14 protein-coding genes are annotated in these 15,162 nt (G+C 66.5%); 9 read left to right on the top strand and 5 right to left on the bottom strand.

What is annotated here, in order from left to right; all coding sequences use genetic code 11:
- The first annotated feature begins 2 nt into the window (after positions 1 to 2).
- A complete protein-coding gene (locus QQZ11_RS10930; protein ID WP_284550414.1) occupies positions 3 to 788 on the top strand; it encodes an ABC transporter permease in 786 nt (261 codons plus the stop codon).
- A 717-nt stretch (positions 789 to 1,505) separates the two neighbouring features.
- Here QQZ11_RS10930 and QQZ11_RS10925 read toward each other — a convergent pair.
- Positions 1,506 to 2,261: a TetR/AcrR family transcriptional regulator gene (locus tag QQZ11_RS10925; RefSeq protein ID WP_284550413.1), complete on the bottom strand. Its 756-nt coding sequence runs from the start codon at positions 2,259 to 2,261 to the stop codon at positions 1,506 to 1,508.
- A 148-nt stretch (positions 2,262 to 2,409) separates the two neighbouring features.
- Between QQZ11_RS10925 and QQZ11_RS10920 the strand changes: the two genes are divergently transcribed.
- A complete protein-coding gene (locus QQZ11_RS10920) occupies positions 2,410 to 3,804 on the top strand; it encodes an MFS transporter (RefSeq protein ID WP_284550412.1) in 1,395 nt (464 codons plus the stop codon).
- A gap of 1,204 nt (positions 3,805 to 5,008) precedes the next feature.
- Here the strand turns inward: QQZ11_RS10920 and QQZ11_RS10915 are convergent.
- On the bottom strand, positions 5,009 to 5,278 hold the full coding sequence (locus QQZ11_RS10915; protein WP_284550411.1) for a hypothetical protein: 270 nt from the start codon (positions 5,276 to 5,278) through the stop codon (positions 5,009 to 5,011).
- 97 nt (positions 5,279 to 5,375) lie between these two features.
- Here QQZ11_RS10915 and QQZ11_RS10910 point away from each other — a divergent pair, with 97 nt between their 5' ends.
- On the top strand, positions 5,376 to 6,062 hold the full coding sequence (locus tag QQZ11_RS10910; protein ID WP_284550410.1) for a hypothetical protein: 687 nt from the start codon (positions 5,376 to 5,378) through the stop codon (positions 6,060 to 6,062).
- Between the two features lie 115 nt (positions 6,063 to 6,177).
- On the opposite strand, the gene QQZ11_RS10905 is transcribed toward QQZ11_RS10910, so the two are convergent.
- Positions 6,178 to 6,744 carry a hypothetical protein gene (locus tag QQZ11_RS10905; protein WP_284550409.1) on the bottom strand — a complete coding sequence of 189 codons (567 nt, stop codon included), beginning with the start codon at positions 6,742 to 6,744 and terminating at the stop codon, positions 6,178 to 6,180.
- Positions 6,745 to 7,067: 323 nt separating this feature from the next.
- On the opposite strand from QQZ11_RS10905, the gene QQZ11_RS10900 reads away from it, so the two are divergent.
- The 4 genes from QQZ11_RS10900 (at position 7,068) to QQZ11_RS10885 (ending at position 11,174) form a co-directional block, all read left to right on the top strand.
- Complete coding sequence (locus QQZ11_RS10900; RefSeq protein ID WP_284550408.1) at positions 7,068 to 7,673, top strand: hypothetical protein; 606 nt, start codon at positions 7,068 to 7,070, stop codon at positions 7,671 to 7,673.
- Between the two features lie 573 nt (positions 7,674 to 8,246).
- Positions 8,247 to 9,488 (top strand): NAD(P)/FAD-dependent oxidoreductase, encoded by a 1,242-nt coding sequence (locus tag QQZ11_RS10895; RefSeq protein WP_284550407.1) that lies wholly within the window; start codon positions 8,247 to 8,249, stop codon positions 9,486 to 9,488.
- Positions 9,489 to 9,520: 32 nt separating this feature from the next.
- Complete coding sequence (locus QQZ11_RS10890; protein ID WP_284550406.1) at positions 9,521 to 10,060, top strand: MOSC domain-containing protein; 540 nt, start codon at positions 9,521 to 9,523, stop codon at positions 10,058 to 10,060.
- Positions 10,061 to 10,070: 10 nt separating this feature from the next.
- The gene (locus tag QQZ11_RS10885; protein ID WP_284550405.1) at positions 10,071 to 11,174 is read left to right on the top strand and encodes a phosphotransferase; all 1,104 of its coding nucleotides are present in this window, start codon (positions 10,071 to 10,073) and stop codon (positions 11,172 to 11,174) included.
- Here the strand turns inward: QQZ11_RS10885 and QQZ11_RS10880 are convergent.
- Together QQZ11_RS10880 and QQZ11_RS10875 are read right to left on the bottom strand one after the other, a co-directional pair.
- Positions 11,163 to 11,516 carry a hypothetical protein gene (locus QQZ11_RS10880; RefSeq protein ID WP_284550404.1) on the bottom strand — a complete coding sequence of 118 codons (354 nt, stop codon included), beginning with the start codon at positions 11,514 to 11,516 and terminating at the stop codon, positions 11,163 to 11,165. The two genes, QQZ11_RS10885 and QQZ11_RS10880, sit on opposite strands and share 12 nt — an antisense overlap.
- Before the next feature lie 69 nt (positions 11,517 to 11,585).
- Positions 11,586 to 12,008 (bottom strand): hypothetical protein, encoded by a 423-nt coding sequence (locus QQZ11_RS10875; protein ID WP_284550403.1) that lies wholly within the window; start codon positions 12,006 to 12,008, stop codon positions 11,586 to 11,588.
- Between the two features lie 175 nt (positions 12,009 to 12,183).
- On the opposite strand from QQZ11_RS10875, the gene QQZ11_RS10870 reads away from it, so the two are divergent.
- A complete protein-coding gene (locus tag QQZ11_RS10870) occupies positions 12,184 to 14,496 on the top strand; it encodes a nitric-oxide reductase large subunit (protein WP_284550402.1) in 2,313 nt (770 codons plus the stop codon).
- Positions 14,496 to 15,152 (top strand): hypothetical protein, encoded by a 657-nt coding sequence (locus tag QQZ11_RS10865; protein ID WP_284550401.1) that lies wholly within the window; start codon positions 14,496 to 14,498, stop codon positions 15,150 to 15,152. Before QQZ11_RS10870 ends, QQZ11_RS10865 begins: the two co-directional genes overlap by 1 nt.
- The last annotated feature ends 10 nt before the right edge of the window (positions 15,153 to 15,162 follow it).

Genomic DNA, 15,162 nt, shown 5'->3' with positions numbered 1-15,162 from the left:
CGATGCGCCACCTCAAGGTCTACGCCAAGCTGCAACTGGCCCAGCCGCGCTCGGCCATGGAGTACCGCGGCGACTTCTGGATCGGCATCCTCGGGGCGCTGCTGCTGCAGAGTTCGCAGATCGTGGTGCTGATCACCTTCTTTCACCAGGTCGACACCCTCGGGGGCTGGACGATGGCCGAGGTCATGATCCTGCAGGGACTGGTCACCATCTGCCTCGGGCTCGGCGAGATGTTCACCGACGGCACGTGGGCGCTGCGCGGCTCGGTCAACGACGGCACCTTCGACCGCATCCTGGTGCGTCCGATGCCGCCGGTGCTGCAGCAGATGGCCCAACTGGCCTCGATCCATGGGGTGGGCAACGTCGGGCTGGGCGGCGCCCTGCTGGGACTCGGGTTGGCCCACGCCCCGGTGCAGTGGCGCTGGTGGACCCCGCTGGTGCTGCTGCTCACCCTGCTGTGCGGCTTCGTGCTGAACGCCGCGCTCAACCTGCTGGTCAACACGATCGCCTTCTGGGAGCCCTCGGCCCAGTCCGCCTTCCCCACCCTGATCTCGACGCTGCGCTACTTCGCGTCCTTCCCGCTCGACATCTACGGACGCTCGATCCGGCTGGTGATGACTTGGCTGGTGCCGTTCGCGGTCATCACCTACCTGCCGACCTCGGTGATCCTGGGGCTGAAGTCGTGGCCGTGGGCGCTGACCCCGATCGCCGCGGCGACGCTGACCGCGCTGGTGGCGTCCGCGGTGTGGCGAGTCGGAGTAAACCGCTACCAAGGGGTCGGACACTGATCTCCCCGCACGAACTGCCCGACTTGGGCCCCGCGATTTGCACGATCAGGTCCAATCCGCGCCAGTTCTTCTGTTACGACACCTGTTCAGGTGACACCGGCCGAGGCACGAAAAGCTATCCACTGGTGGCACCGCCCTTTGCGCCCCCTGACCGGAGAAGGGCGCATCCTCTCCACGGCGCGGTCCGGGAGGCAGGAACCGCCGTCGGCAACCGATCAAGCTCCACGTCCAACCTCCTTGAGCACGTCACCAGCTACCTCACTGTACGAGTCATGCCCGTCGTGCAAGAGCTCGGACGACTTGCCTGCGACCCACGCACGGTGGTGTCTGACGAGCACTGGCACCTCGGCCTTCCCGCTTTGCTCAGCGCTTATCACCAACACCATCCGGAGGTGCCCGCGGAAGACCTTCTCGCAGTCCCGGCAGTGGCCTGCGCCGCCATGTTGGGCTCCACCTATCCCCTGCTCGAACCGCTGAAGCGCCCACACGAGGTCACGGAGCCACTGCGTCGCTACGGACACAACCCGCATGCGGCAGCCGTCCGGTTGCTCCAGCAACTACCCGAGATCGAATGGCGGCTACACCGCTGGCACGCTTGCGTCCAAGATCTGTAGATGGACCGGAGCCACGACACTCCAGAAACCGGGAGACTCCGGGAACCCTAGAGCCCCTGAAAGGGCGTGGGGCCCGTCGGAGTCACCCTCAGCAGACGAGCCCCTAGGAGCCTGCCTGCTGACGCAGGCCGCCGAGCAACAGATCCAGACCGGCACGGAACTGCTCGCCATCGTCGTGGGCCGCGAACTCGTCCGCGATGTGGTGCAGGAAGGGGAAGGCGTTCGGGTCCATCGAGCGGATCTCGTTCCGGAAGGAGGCAACGTACGCGTCCCTGTCCACCCGGCCGTCCCGCACCTCGGGCGGCGGGTCCTGACCGCGGTCGGCTGCGACACCGACGACATAGGCCAAGATCGCTGACACGGCGTCGAACTGCTGACGTGGGGTCAGGTGCAGCCGCATGACTTCCCTGCCCATCCTGTCGTACAACGCCAGGCCGTTGACCTGCGTGCCGGTGTCCCTCAAGAAGTAGGCGCCGAGCCAGGGGCGATTCGCCGTCGCCTCGTAGAAGGCGACAGCCAGCTCGCGCAGCTCAGCGATCGGGTCCTCCCCCTCGCCGAGGTGCGCAGTCCGTTCCAGGACGTCACCGAGCACGCTGTCCGCCGCCCGCCCCAGCAAATCGTCCTTGCTCGAGACGTACCAGTAGATGCTGCCGACCCCCGTGCCCAGCCGGCTCGCCAGCGCGCGGAAGGTCAGACCCGCCTCTCCGGCCTCGTCCAGCAGCGCGACCGCCTCTGACACGACCGCCTCGAGCGAGTGAGAACCACGCGTGCGGCCAGCTGACGCACGGCCGCCGCCGCGTCGAGGGGGCTTCTGCGGTGAGGCTTCGAGTGACGCTCTGCTCGCGTCGTCGTCCAGCATGTTTGCACTCTATCGAACCGCGTTCTAGATTGATAGAACAACGTTCGATCAACGAACTGCGTTCCATCTGGAAGGCCTGCCCATGACGACCCTGACCGCTCCTGCCCCCCGGCGCACCTACCCAACACTCCGTGTCGCGTGGATTCCGATGACCGCGCTGTGCCTGGCGTTCTTCGTGGAGATGGTCGACAACACCCTGCTGACGATCGCGCTTCCGACGATCGGACGCGACCTCGGCGCCGGAACCACCACCCTCCAGTGGGTCACCGGCGCCTACTCCCTGACATTCGGAGGTCTCCTGCTGACGGCTGGCTCAGTCGCCGACCGCTTCGGCCGCCGCCGTGTGCTCAATGTCGGCCTCGCCGGCTTCGGCCTGATCAGCCTGCTCGTCGTGTTCGTCGACACGGCCAGCCACCTGGTCGTACTGCGGGCGGCCCTGGGCATCGCCGCGGCGTGCATGGCCCCCATCACCAACTCCCTCGTCTTCCGCCTGTTCGACGACGAGAAGGTCCGGATGCGCGCGATCACCGTGATGATCGTGGTGGGCATGTCCGGATTCACGCTCGGACCGTTGCTGGGCGGCACCGCCTTGATGCATGTGCGCTGGGAGTGGCTCCTCGTCGTCAACGCTCCCTTGGCACTGATCGCCGCCATCGGGATCCACCTCGGTGTCCCCGCCGACGACCCCTCCGGCCTCACCCGGACCCCGCTCGACCTTCCCGGCGCATTCCTGTCCGTCGTCGCCATGGGTCTGGCCATGTACACCCTCACCTCGGGGGTCGACAACGGCTGGACCGACACGATCACCCTCTCCTGTGCCGTGGGGGCTGTCAGTGCTGTCGCAGGGTTCCTCTGGCGTGAACGCACCGCCCCGGCGCCCATGCTCGACCTGTCGCTGTTCGACTCCGGGACCGTGCGCGGTTCGTCCGTGACGCAGGTCGCCAGTTCGGCCGCCATGGCTGGCGTCATGTTCGGCCTGATCATGCACTTCCAGTACGCATTGGGCTGGAGCCCCTTGGAGGCCGGCCTCGCGAACCTGCCCATGGTCATCGCGATGATCGGGGGCACCCCGGTGTCAGAGAACTTGATCAAGCACTTCGGGCACCGTGTCGCCTGTCTGATCGGGGTCGGGCTCCTCGTGATCGGCCTCGGTGGCCTGGCCTGGGGCGTCGGCAGCCGCTTCGGATACCCACCGATCGCGGCGGCGATGCTCATCTTCTCGCTGGGTCTCCGCACCCTCATGACGACGTGCGCCGTGGCCCTCATGGCGGCCGTGCCCGAGGACCAGACCTCACTCGGTGCTGCGCTGAACGACACCACGCAGGAGGTCGGCACCTCGCTCGGCACCGCCCTGACCGGAACCCTGATCGCGGCCCTCGTGACCACGGCACTGCCCGGCGGTGTCTGGCCCAGCGCCCTGGTGGACGCCTTCTTCCGCGGCGAAAGACTCACCTACACCGTCCTGGCTGTCGTCGTCGCCGTCATCGGCTTCCTCGGGGCGCGCTCCCTCACAGACTCACGCCTCGCGGACGAGCAGCACTGAGACTTGGGGCGCCCAACCAGCTCAGATCTCCCCGGCGCCAACGGCCTACGGGCGGCGGCAACGGCGTGCGAGGTTGCGTCCAAGGCTGGCGTAAGAGTCCGGCGTCGTCATCTCGTGGATCACCCGCGTAGTCGTCTCGCTGTGACGGCAGTGGTGGGGCGGCCCCATCGTCTCCGGAACCGGCCCTCCCCCCTGGATCCACCAGACCAGTCTCGGCTCTCGTCAAGGACTCTCGCTGCCGCGGAATGGTCGACATCAAGAAACCTGGTGTCGAGTTCACGTCCATGCTCAGTTCTGCGAAAGCCCAAGACGTCGAGCACAGGGGCCTCAAGGTCTGTCACGACTCGCCGCGCACCGCGCCACGATGCTTGGTGAGCTGCCCCCAAGCAGAGTTCCAGCAGGACCGTGTCCGGGACCCCGGACAAGGTCTGGCAGGAGACGAGTCCGGCGGTCTCAGCATCAATCGCGGCCACCCCTGCGTGGCCCACCCATCTAGAGCCGTGCAGGTCGTCGACGGAGGCCCGTTCCCAACTGATCAGGCTGCCGTCGGCCCGCAGCGACCGCAGCATCGCCGTGTCGAAGCCTTGCTCGTCGAACGTATTCAGGGACGTCCAGCCATTGCCGTCATTCCCCGTGAGCGAGTCGACGCTACTGACGTAGAACCGCGAATCGAAAGGCCAGTCGGGCTCCACCAGCTCGAGCGCATCACCACGGGCTTGCCGGGCGGCTCGGAAGACGAGGCCCGTCCCCAGTTGTTCGTCCAGCCACGTGGCTGCGTCTTCTGCCCACTCGGCTGGGTGCGACCACAGCGTCGTCGTCGCGGTATTCACTGTGAGGGCCGAGGGCGTGAGCCAAACGGTGTGGATAGGCCATCCAGCTGAACGTCACCAACCCTGCTGTTTCGCGCGCACTGATGTCCAGGACAGTCGCGAAAGCATCTCCCAGTCCACCACCGCCAATACGGCTGCCAACCGGAACGAGAGCACGAAACGCCGCGGCGTGCGCCTCCCCAACAGACCCGGACACGATCACTCCTCCCTCCGAGACAAGGCGTTGGGCGACCTCCCGTCACCCGATTCCATCGGAGGATAACGGGCGGACGCGCGGATTCGTTGGCCGGTGTCGGGACTCCCCCGGCAGCGCCTCATCCGTGGGTTGGTTCGGCCACTGGTCATATCGCGACGACCACGTGGGACGCAAGGTCCTACGCTTCAGGAGCACGTCGGCGGGCACGGCGGGAAAGGTTCCTTCCACCCGTCGAGAGACACACCGCCGCGACGAGGAAGAACCCCAGCATCACGGCAACGTTGGGCTTCTCGATGATTCGAACGCAGCCCACCCCGTTGCAGCCGACACCGTAAAGGTTCTGGCTCACGATGAGCCCCATCACGAGGGCCGCGACTCCGGCCACCAAGAACAGCGACGACGTAACGACGACGAACCATGGACGATCAACAAGCTGCGGTCGGGCCATGGGGCTGGCTCCCCTCATCTGGCTTGGACTGTGAGGACTCCGATTGTGGGTTCCACCCAGGTATCTGCACCAGTACTGCCCACGTGATGATGGCTTCGTGGATCTCCTGCGTGCGCGTCACTGCGGTCCTGTGATGTTACGTCAGGGCAGTCGCCGTGTCACCAGTCGCTCGGAGCTTCAGCAATCTCGATCGTCGCGCCGCCCGACGGTGGACAAGGGGCCGTTGTTGCGGCCCTCGCCAAACGAGATGAACCAGCGGCGGACGGTACCGTTGATCGAGGCCGCAGCGTTGCCCATAGAACATCGCTCGAGGTTTGGCTGGGGACTCAACGTGAACGATCAGCGGTGGCGTTCCAAGAGATTGACTCGGACCATCGCAATCTGGGGTCCGAGCCTCGCGGGCGGGGGCCTCAACCTTGGCCTGATCCTGTGGTTCGCTCTCAGCCAGTTCACTGCCAAGCTGCTCCACGAACCTGTTGGATTTGGCCTGACGGTCGCCGCTGCCCTGCTGACTGGATCGACCAGCACGCGCGGTCCCATTTTCCAATCTGTCGCGCACTCCCGCGTGAATGCTGCTGCGATCATTCTGCAGATCATGGTGGTTTCATTCGTCCTGCCGTATTCAGTCATCTACGGCAGCAACGGAGAACCGAACACCACTATCGTCTTACTCACCTGCGGAATTGCCGGAGTGCTCGGATCCAGTTGGGGGTTCCGGCTCCACCCTTTCCTTCGCGACGCCAGATTCAGACGCGATCCCGCGCGGCCCCGAGACACGGTGTGAAAGTGTCCGCCGCGGGTGGATCCGCACCTCCTGGCGACACGCGTCGAACATCCTGCTCGCTGCAGGGCATGCCGTTGAACCCTACGAATTGGACGGTTCGCCGTGATGAACCCTGTCACCCGGTCGAACTGGACGCGAGGGGGATGGTGCGATCGATCCTGATGACTGGCACGCCGAGCAGTTCGGCGGCTTGGGCCTCGGTCCAGGTGGCGGAGCGCTCAGCGGAGATCACGATCGCGTTGTCCTTCGAGGAGATCGCGATGCCGACGAACCCTGGACCGAGGACCTTCTCAATCCGGGGCGACCACCGTGACCTTCCCTCCATCACGGTCTCGAGCTGCAGGGTGCTGTGCTTCACTGGCACGATCTGGATGGTGAAACCGGCCGACTTGGCGTCGCTCACCACGCCCGGTCCAATCTTGGCGACAGCCTCCGTGCCGCCTGCCAGGTAGACGACGGCCTTCTTCCCCATCGGGTCGGGGCACTCGCTGCCCGCCTTGAACTCGGCTGGGATGCCTTCCTCGACCTTGACCAGCATCTCGTAGCAGGACCCCAACGCGTTGCTCCAGATCAATTCCGGGTCATCTGGCGACGGTGGGGCTGGCTGGTAGCCGCCCTCGGCCTCGACCTGGGCCAGCTTCCTCGCCTGAGCGGCCGCCAAGTCATCTGCAGGATCAGCCACCGCCGTAGCCCCAGACGCCAGCGCCAAAGCAAGAACGAAGGCCCCACACAGGACCGGAATGCTCCGCCTCATCACTGCCCCCATCGACGCCGACCATGAATGGATCGGAAAGAACCTCACGGCCCACAAAGACAGGATAGTCCGGGCGTCAATGGGCGCCGGACCCTCGGCAACTGGACGCCTTCGGGCCACGTCCCCTCTTTCCGAATTCGGACGTCGTGCTCGACCCTCTTGTGGATGTGGACTGAAGTCGTCGTGCTGAGCGGAACAGTTCCTCGGATCTGTGCTTGACCGGGTCGTGGGGTGCGGCGGACAGTGTCCTCATGAAGCCACGGACCCGAGCCGCCATGGTTGGGGCATCGCTCATCTTCGTCGCCCTGACGGTCTTGGGGGCCCTGTCGCTGTCGGCCAAGGCCGATCCGACGCCAAGTACCACAACTGCCGAGGAGAGGAAGCGGGCAGAGGCGAACGGGGGGCAGCCGGAACACAACGAGCCGCCCCCTCCCCAGAACATCAAGGGGGGCGCCATCAACAAGGTCCTTGAGCTGGTGCCTGCCGACGAGCGGGCGGGGGTTCAGGTCCCTCGGGAGGGGGCGGTGCGCATCTTCGTTGCCCGGCGGGGCGCAGACCAGGACCCGACTCTGGCGCGTGCCATTGACGCCAGTGGGTACGCAATGATCATCGTGGTGGTCCGCCGCAGCGAGCATGAGGTCCTCACGATGAGCGATCCCTCGCAGTGGATCGCCAAGGCTCCCGAAAGCTGGTCCGACAAGGTGTCAGCTGTTGGTTTCGCTCCAGAGATCAATGGGGTCACCCTGGAGGTCATCGAGGGATGGACGGGAACCCCGGAGCAGGCGTCGGCGCTGATCGGCGTCCCGGTCCAGATCCGGGTCGTCAAGGCTCATGCGCAAGCAGTTCTGCGCGGGTGACCACGGCAGGACGATGGCCCAGCTGCCCAGAACTGGAAGTGGACTTCCCCATACGCCACCCGGACTCAGCCTGAGCACTTGCCATGCCCCACGGTGGGAGGCCGACCTAAGCGGAGGCAGTGATCGCCACTGCAACCGAGACCGCCAGGCTCATCACCAGGAACGCCCAACTCAGCCCGCGCGATCCTCGCCGGCTGATTGCCATGGTGATCCAGCCAGCGACCAACAGACTCGAACCGACAACCAAGAGCGCGAGATGTGACCCCTTGACGGCCGGGAAACACCACTGAGGAGAACCCTCACCACGGTCGGTGGCGCAGACCCAGCTCAGCGCGACAATCCATGCCGCGATCGCGGCGACCAGTGACACGACCAGAAGTCCGAGGTCGAGGCCTCGGGGCACTGTTCTGACAGGCGACGGCATGTGATCCTCCAGACTGGCGTGCACCCCGAGATGACCGGCTGTGGACCTCACAGTGTTCCAGCACTCGGGCGGGATGGCTGGGTCGCTGCGCGTGACTTCATCCAACGTGACCACCCCCCTCCCCCACCATCAGCACGCACAATGAACCCATGAGCGACCACGAAGTCATCGTCATCGGTGCCGGTCTGGCGGGCCTTGCCTGCGCGCGACAACTCCGCGACGAGGGCCTGCAGCCCGTCGTTCTGGAGGCGTCCGACCGGGTGGGTGGCCGGGTGGCCACCGACCGGGTCGACGGATTCCTCGTCGATCGAGGCTTCCAGGTGCTGAACCCGGCGTACCCGCACCTGCGCCGCACCGGCGTGATGGGCTCCCTGCGAATGCAGTCCTTCCCACGAGCCGTGAAGGTGCGCCGCGGCGACAGGCTGGACGAACTGGCCGACCCCACCCGTCGTCCCTCGGCAGCCCTTCGCGACCTGCGGACCGGACTGGTGAGCCCCGGAGACCTGATGGCCGCCGGCGTCATCCCGCAGTTGGCAGGCTTCGACCGTTCACGTGTCGACGCCTTCGACCGTGCGGGGTTCACCGGTCCCCTCCGTCGACACGTCGTCGATCCGTTCCTGGCCGGTGTCGTGTGTGAGTCCGACGGGTCCACCTCCGCCCGGTTCACGGCTTGGCTGGCCTCGATGTTCGCGCTCGGCACCCCCGGGCTGCCAGCCGGTGGCATGCAGGCACTGCCCGCGGCGATGGCCGAGGGTCTCGACGTGCGACTCCACCACCGGGTCGGGCACCTCGATCTCGACGGTGGCCTCGTGTCCACCGACCAGGGTGAGTTCACCGCCTCGTCCGTGGTGGTGGCCGCCGGCCTGACCACCACCTCCGAGCTCACCGGACAGCCCGATGTCGACGCCCACCCGACCACGACGTGGTGGTTCGCCACCGACCGGTCCCCCAGCGACACCCCGGCCATCCACGTCGACGGGTTCGGACGAGGCCCCATCGTCACCACCAGCGTCGTCAGCCTGGCGGCACCCGACTACGCCCCACCCGGCCAGCACCTCGTCGCCTGTCTCACCCTGTCCGGTGGCGAGTCACCCGATGGCGACGAGGCAGGAACCGACGGGGCAGGAAGCGATGGAGAGCAGTCGGTCCGCGACCACGCAGCCCACATCTACGGCGTCGACACCTCCACCTGGCGCACCCTGGCCACCCACCACATCGCCCAGACGCTGCCGGCCATGCCGCCCGGCACGTTCCCGGGGTCGCGCATCCGCACCGTGGGACCTGCAGTGCTGTGTGGTGACCAGTTCGGCAACGCCTCGATCGATGGTGCCATCTCGTCCGGGCGGGCAGCCGCCGACCACGTGCTGCGCCACCGCATCGGACGCTCCTGACTCCCCCACACCACGTCGGGCAGAATGGCCCCATGACAGCGAGAGTCATGGCGGTGCACAGCAGTCCTTCCCATTCGTTCAGCAAGCAGACGCACGACCACGTGACCCTGGTCGAGGGGCTGGGTGTCGAGGGCGATGCCCATTCCGGCGCCACGGTGAAGCACCGGTCACGCGTGGCCAAGGCCCCTTCGACCCCGAACCTTCGACAGGTGCACCTGATGCACCAGGAACTGTTCGACACCCTGGCCTACTCCGGCCACGAGGTGCACCCCGGTGACCTCGGGGAGAACATCACCACCGTCGGTGTCGACCTGCTCGGGCTCCCGGTCGGCACACGCCTGGCGATGGGTGGTGCCGTGGTCACCCTGACGGGCCTGCGCAACCCGTGCAGTCAGATCAACGACTTCCAGTCGGGGCTGTTGAAGCAGGTGCTCCGCAACGACGGCGACGGAACCGTCGTCCGCCTCGCAGGAGTGATGGGAGTGGTCTCCCGCGGTGGCCAGGTAGCACCGGGTGACGAGATCACGATCGAATACCCGCCCGAACCGCACCTACCGCTCGCACCCGTGTGACGCTCGGTTGATGACGCCCCTCCCCCATCCGCGCTACACCCGAGCCAAGGCCGACCGCGACCTCGGACGACGCCACACCGTCAACGCGGCCCCCACCTTTGACCGTGCAGCCGTCGGCGCCGCGCTGGAGCGCGAGTACGGCGTCCGGGTGCAGTCGATCGCACCGATCGACGAACACGCCGACACCAGGCCGCGCGGTTCGTGGCCCGGCCACCACCCGTCGACCCTGGTGGTTCGCCTGGCAGACGGCCGAGCCTGGATCGCGCGGGTGCGCTCCTCGACGGCCGACGGTCTCGCCCAGACGCAGGGTGACGCCGAGATCCTGAGGTTCCTCGCCACTCACCACTATCCCGCGGAGCGGCTCGCCACCCCCCAGCCGGTCGTCGAGGTCGACGGTGCCGCCGTGCTGCTCACCACGATGATCCCGGGCGGCCGACCCACCGACGAGAACGGACGAGCCCTCTCCCCCAGCGTGCAGTGCGAGCTGGGCGCGCTGCTCGGCAGGCTTCACACGCTCCCCGCCGGCGGCATCACACCGCCCGACGGACCCACCCGACTGGGCGGCGCCGAAGACGCCAATGATGGGCAGCACCGCGGACGACCGGCTCAGGACTTGCTCGCAGCGATGTCGTTCCTGGTCGACGCCGAGGACTTCGTCGCCGCCGCCGATCGAGCCGGATTCGACCTGTTGCGCGACCTGGTCGAACAGGCCGACGACGGCGAGGGCCTCCCCGAGGCGCTCACGCATCCCAACTTCCACACCTGGGCCGTCGTCGGTGAACCCGGTGACCTCCGAGTGGTCGGATGGGCCGGCGCCGGGCTCGGTCCCCGCCTACCGGCCCTGGCATGGCTGCTCACCACCTCGTCCGAGATGGGCGATGAACACGACGAGGCGGCCGTCGAGGGTTACGCCGAACACGTCACCCTCACCGAGCAGGAGCGGCAGCGGCTGGCCGGGGTGATGGCCATCAAGCCGCTGTGGCTCGCCTGTCTCGACTTCCGGCAAGGCGTGCTCGCAGGTGGTCACCCCGACCTCGCGCATGGCTGGCTGGGTTGGCGACCCGAGCGGGCCGATCGCTTGGCCGAACGCGCACTCCGGCTGCTACCCGCCTGAGGTCTCGTCGAGCAACTGCAGCAACTCGTGGGCGGCAAGTTCCACCGACTTGTGGTGCCACTCCGAGGCCCTGAACACGCACGCGATCAACGCACTGCGATGCACCCGGCGGAAGTCGCCGACCCCGAAGGCGAAGCGTCCCTTCGTCTCGTCGGTCGCACCCTCGGTCAGCCCGAGGAACCAGCGGCCGTACTCGTCCCAGGAATGGTGCTCGAGATAGGTGTTCTGACGCTCGGCGTCGGGCTGCACCTCGTCCCAACGACTGTCGAGCACGTACTGCTTCTTGCCGATCAGGTCGCGCACGAACTCGACCGCGTCATGGTTCACGGAATAGGTGGCCATGACCACAGCCAAGCACCAATGCCGCCGATGCACGTGGAACCGACGAACCACATGACCCTGCCGCTGGCGTCAGCGGGGGTCGTCCACCTCGTGCAGGGCTGCCTTCTCGGGACCACCGAAGGGGTCGTCGCGCAGGCGCTCGTCGTCCTCGTCCCACGCCGGGGCACCCAGCACATCGGTCTCGGCCGGGATGGCATCGGGGTCGTCCCCACCGACCATGTCGACTGGTTCATCGCCAGCCTCGTTGTCAGGCGCGCCGTAGGCCGTGCCCTCCTCCGGCTCCTCCTGCAGGATGCGCTGGTCGATGGTCTCTTCCTGACCGGGGTCGTTGCCCGCCAGTTCGGCGCCTCGCGGTTGCCGCTCGGGCGGGCTCCAGGGCTCGTTGTCGGTGTCGGTCGGGTCGTCCAGTGCGGTCTCCGCGAGCTCGCGTTCGCTGCGGTCACGCTCGACCTCGCCGAAGTCGCTTCCCCACTCTGATGATTCATGGCTCATGCCACCCACCCTAGGCAGGTGCCACCAACTGCACCCGCCGTAGGGAAAACACCACGGATGTGTGGGAATTCACGCCAACGCCGGATGAACGGCTGCGCATCGGCGTAGTTTTGCGCGCGTCGCCATGACCCACCTGCTGCATGATCCCCCACACCCACAGGACCAAGGAAGACTCATGAGCCAGCGCACCTCCACCCCGGTCGACACCTTGGGTGAAGCCGGTCGCCAGATGATCGGGAAGGGATGGTTGCAGGGACTCGTCCTCGTCTTCCTGAGCAGCTTCCTGATCATGGCGTTCCTGGGCTACAAGACTTACACCGATTCCACCCCCGTGCCGGCCAAGGTCGTCTCCCAGTCGGGGGAGATTCTCTTCACCCAGCACGACATCGAACAGGGCCAGGAGTTGTTCTCCGCCCGAGGAATCATGGAGTACGGGTCCATCGTCGGCCACGGTGCCTACCTCGGCCCCGACTTCACAGCCGATTACCTGCGGATGGCGACCAACGACGTCGCCGACCAACTCAAGGCCAAGGGCATGCAGGACACCCACGCTGCCGTCGTGGAGATGTTCCGGACGAACCGTTACGACGCAGCGTCGAAGACCATCACCTACACCCCCGAGCAGGTGACGGCCTTCCAGCACATCACCCAGCACTACGCCACCTACTTCGGTGCCGACTCGTACAAGAACGGTTTCACCCCCAACTTCATCACCGACCCGACCGAGATCCGACAGCTGACGGCCTTCTTCTCGTGGACGGCCTGGGGTGCGGCCGCGGAGCGTCCCGGCAAGACCTACAGCTACACCAACAACTGGCCCGCAGAGCCGCGGGTCGAGAACGTGCCGACCGCCTCGATGCTGGTCTGGTCAGGCCTCAGCCTGTGCGTGTTGTTGGGTGGGACGGGCATCCTGTTCGGCATCTACGGTCGGTGGAGCCGCAAGATCGGGTGGCACTCCGAAGAGATCCCGAAGGTCTCGTACCGCCAGCCCGGGCAGGTCGCCCTGACGCCGGCGCAACGCGTGACGGTGTGGTTCACGTTCATCATCGCCGCCTTGTTCGTGGCCCAGACACTGCTCGGAGCGCTCACCGAGCACTACCGGGCCGACCTGTCCAGTTTCTTCGGCATACCGATGGCCAAACTGCTGCCTTACAACCTCGCCCGCACCTGGCACCTGCAACTGAGCCTGTTCTGGACCGCGGCGGGGTTCCTGGCGGCCGGCATCTTCCTGGTGCCCCTGATCACCAAACGCGAACCGAGGAAGCAGAACGTGCTCACCTGGGTGCTGCTGGGGGCGCTGGTCTTCGTCGTGGTCGGTTCCCTGCTCAGTGAGGCGTTCTCCATCCACGGCTTCAGTTGGGCGAAGGGCCCCCTGTTCGCCCAACAGTGGGAGTGGCTGGACCTGCCCTTCGTCTACCAGATCCTGTTGACGCTGGGCATGGTGATCTGGATCGGCATCATCTACCGCGGCCTGCGGGGGCACTTGAAGAAGTTGCACCGGTCGAACATGCCGTGGTTGTTCTTCTTCTCGGCGTTGACCATTCCGGCGTTCTACGCCGTCGGGCTGCTGGCTCGTCCGACCACAAATCTCGCCGTCGCCGATTTCTGGCGATTCTGGGTGGTGCACCTGTGGGTGGAGGACTTCCTGGAACTGTTCACCACGGTGATGGTTGCCTACGTGTTCGTGCACCTCGGTGTGGTGAGGGAACGGATTGCGGTCGGCATCATCGTGATGGACGCGATCCTCTACTCCATGGGTGGCGTGGTGGGCACCATGCACCACCTCTACTTCTCGGGCACGCCGGTCGAGAACATGGCACTGGGTGCCTTCTTCTCGGCCGCCGAGGTGATCCCGCTGACCTTCCTGACCGTCGAGGCGTGGGCGTTCATGCAACTCGGTGCCCGTGACGAGGCCGGACGCGGGAATCCCTTCCCCCACCGGTGGGCCGTCATGTTCCTGGTCGCAGTGGGGTTCTGGAACTTCGTGGGTGCCGGCATCTTCGGCTTCCTGATCAACCTGCCGATCGTCAGCTACTACGAGATCGGCACCGCGCTGACAGCCAACCACGCTCACGCCGCGATGATGGGCGTCTACGGGATGCTCGCCATCGGATTGTCGATGTTCGCGCTGCGCTATTTCATCCCGGACGAGAAGTGGCCCGCGCGCACGGCGAAATGGTCGTTCTGGCTGCTGAACATCGGGTTGGCGTGGATGGTCTTCGGGTCGTTGCTGCCCCTGGGCATCATGCAGCTGTACCACGCGGTCGGATCGGGCTACTACGAGGCGCGCACCCTGGGTTACCTGACCACGCCCGGCAACACCGTCGTGGAATGGATGCGCATGCCCGGCGACATCGTGTTCATCGTCGGGGCCGTGCTGTTCCTGTGGATCGCCTTCGTGGCGGTACGCCACTGGCGCACCGGCGAAACCACCCATGAACTGCCCGAGGACGTGCTCTACACCCAGTTGGAGGAGGCGGAGCGCTGATGGGTCACGTCTCAGCCGCCGCCTGGCTGTTGGCCGGGTACGGGGTCCTGATGATCCTGGTCGCCTGGGCCTTCGACCGGATCGCCCGCCGCGGGGCGATCCGGTCGGCTGCCTGGCGGACGGGCAACTTCGTCTACCACGACGACCACGACGCCTGGAAGTGCCACGAGGACCAGTGGTTGTGGCCGGTGTCGTTCGATGCCGAGAAGAGGGTCATCCGCTACCAGGGCCAGCACGAGATCTGCGGACGATGCCCGGTCAAGGACACCTGCTCACCCACCCCGGGCCCACGCGAACTGACCCGACCGATCGACCCCTGGCCCCACTCCGAGACGGGCCGCTTCCACCGCGGGATCGCGCTGGTGGTCTGTCTGCTGGGCGGGCTGATGCCGCTGGTGCAGATCTTCGACAGCCACACCCCGGCCGAGGCGCTGCTGCTCGGATCGGTCACCGTGGCGGCGGTCGCCCTGGCGGCCCCGCTCGCCCGGCACCTGTGGAACCAACCCGTCAACTACCCAGAACACCTGCCGACCGAGGCGGGGCCACTCGTGGAGACCACGAGACCAGCCTTGCCCGACGTCGAGACCCTGATCGACCGCTACGCAACGACGTGGCGCACCGAACGCACCACCCCCTCTGAGAAGGACACCGCATGACCCTGCTGTT

The organism is Aestuariimicrobium sp. T2.26MG-19.2B (assembly GCF_950101875.1).
Classification (GTDB): Bacteria; Actinomycetota; Actinomycetes; order Propionibacteriales; family Propionibacteriaceae; genus Aestuariimicrobium; species Aestuariimicrobium kwangyangense.
Note: the sequence above shows the minus strand (reverse complement) of the source record. Positions and strands in the feature narration are given on the sequence as shown.

What these genes read in the sequence shown, in the direction of transcription:
- QQZ11_RS10930 (WP_284550414.1), top strand. Translation starts at nt 3, where the DNA reads ATGCGCCACCTCAAGGTCTACGCCAAGCTGCAACTGGCCCAGCCGCGC.
- QQZ11_RS10925 (WP_284550413.1), bottom strand. Translation starts at nt 2,261, where the DNA reads ATGCTGGACGACGACGCGAGCAGAGCGTCACTCGAAGCCTCACCGCAG.
- QQZ11_RS10920 (WP_284550412.1), top strand. Translation starts at nt 2,410, where the DNA reads ATGACCGCGCTGTGCCTGGCGTTCTTCGTGGAGATGGTCGACAACACC.
- QQZ11_RS10915 (WP_284550411.1), bottom strand. Translation starts at nt 5,278, where the DNA reads ATGGCCCGACCGCAGCTTGTTGATCGTCCATGGTTCGTCGTCGTTACG.
- QQZ11_RS10900 (WP_284550408.1), top strand. Translation starts at nt 7,068, where the DNA reads ATGAAGCCACGGACCCGAGCCGCCATGGTTGGGGCATCGCTCATCTTC.
- QQZ11_RS10895 (WP_284550407.1), top strand. Translation starts at nt 8,247, where the DNA reads ATGAGCGACCACGAAGTCATCGTCATCGGTGCCGGTCTGGCGGGCCTT.
- QQZ11_RS10890 (WP_284550406.1), top strand. Translation starts at nt 9,521, where the DNA reads ATGACAGCGAGAGTCATGGCGGTGCACAGCAGTCCTTCCCATTCGTTC.
- QQZ11_RS10885 (WP_284550405.1), top strand. Translation starts at nt 10,071, where the DNA reads ATGACGCCCCTCCCCCATCCGCGCTACACCCGAGCCAAGGCCGACCGC.
- QQZ11_RS10880 (WP_284550404.1), bottom strand. Translation starts at nt 11,516, where the DNA reads ATGGCCACCTATTCCGTGAACCATGACGCGGTCGAGTTCGTGCGCGAC.
- QQZ11_RS10875 (WP_284550403.1), bottom strand. Translation starts at nt 12,008, where the DNA reads ATGAGCCATGAATCATCAGAGTGGGGAAGCGACTTCGGCGAGGTCGAG.
- QQZ11_RS10870 (WP_284550402.1), top strand. Translation starts at nt 12,184, where the DNA reads ATGAGCCAGCGCACCTCCACCCCGGTCGACACCTTGGGTGAAGCCGGT.
- QQZ11_RS10865 (WP_284550401.1), top strand. Translation starts at nt 14,496, where the DNA reads ATGGGTCACGTCTCAGCCGCCGCCTGGCTGTTGGCCGGGTACGGGGTC.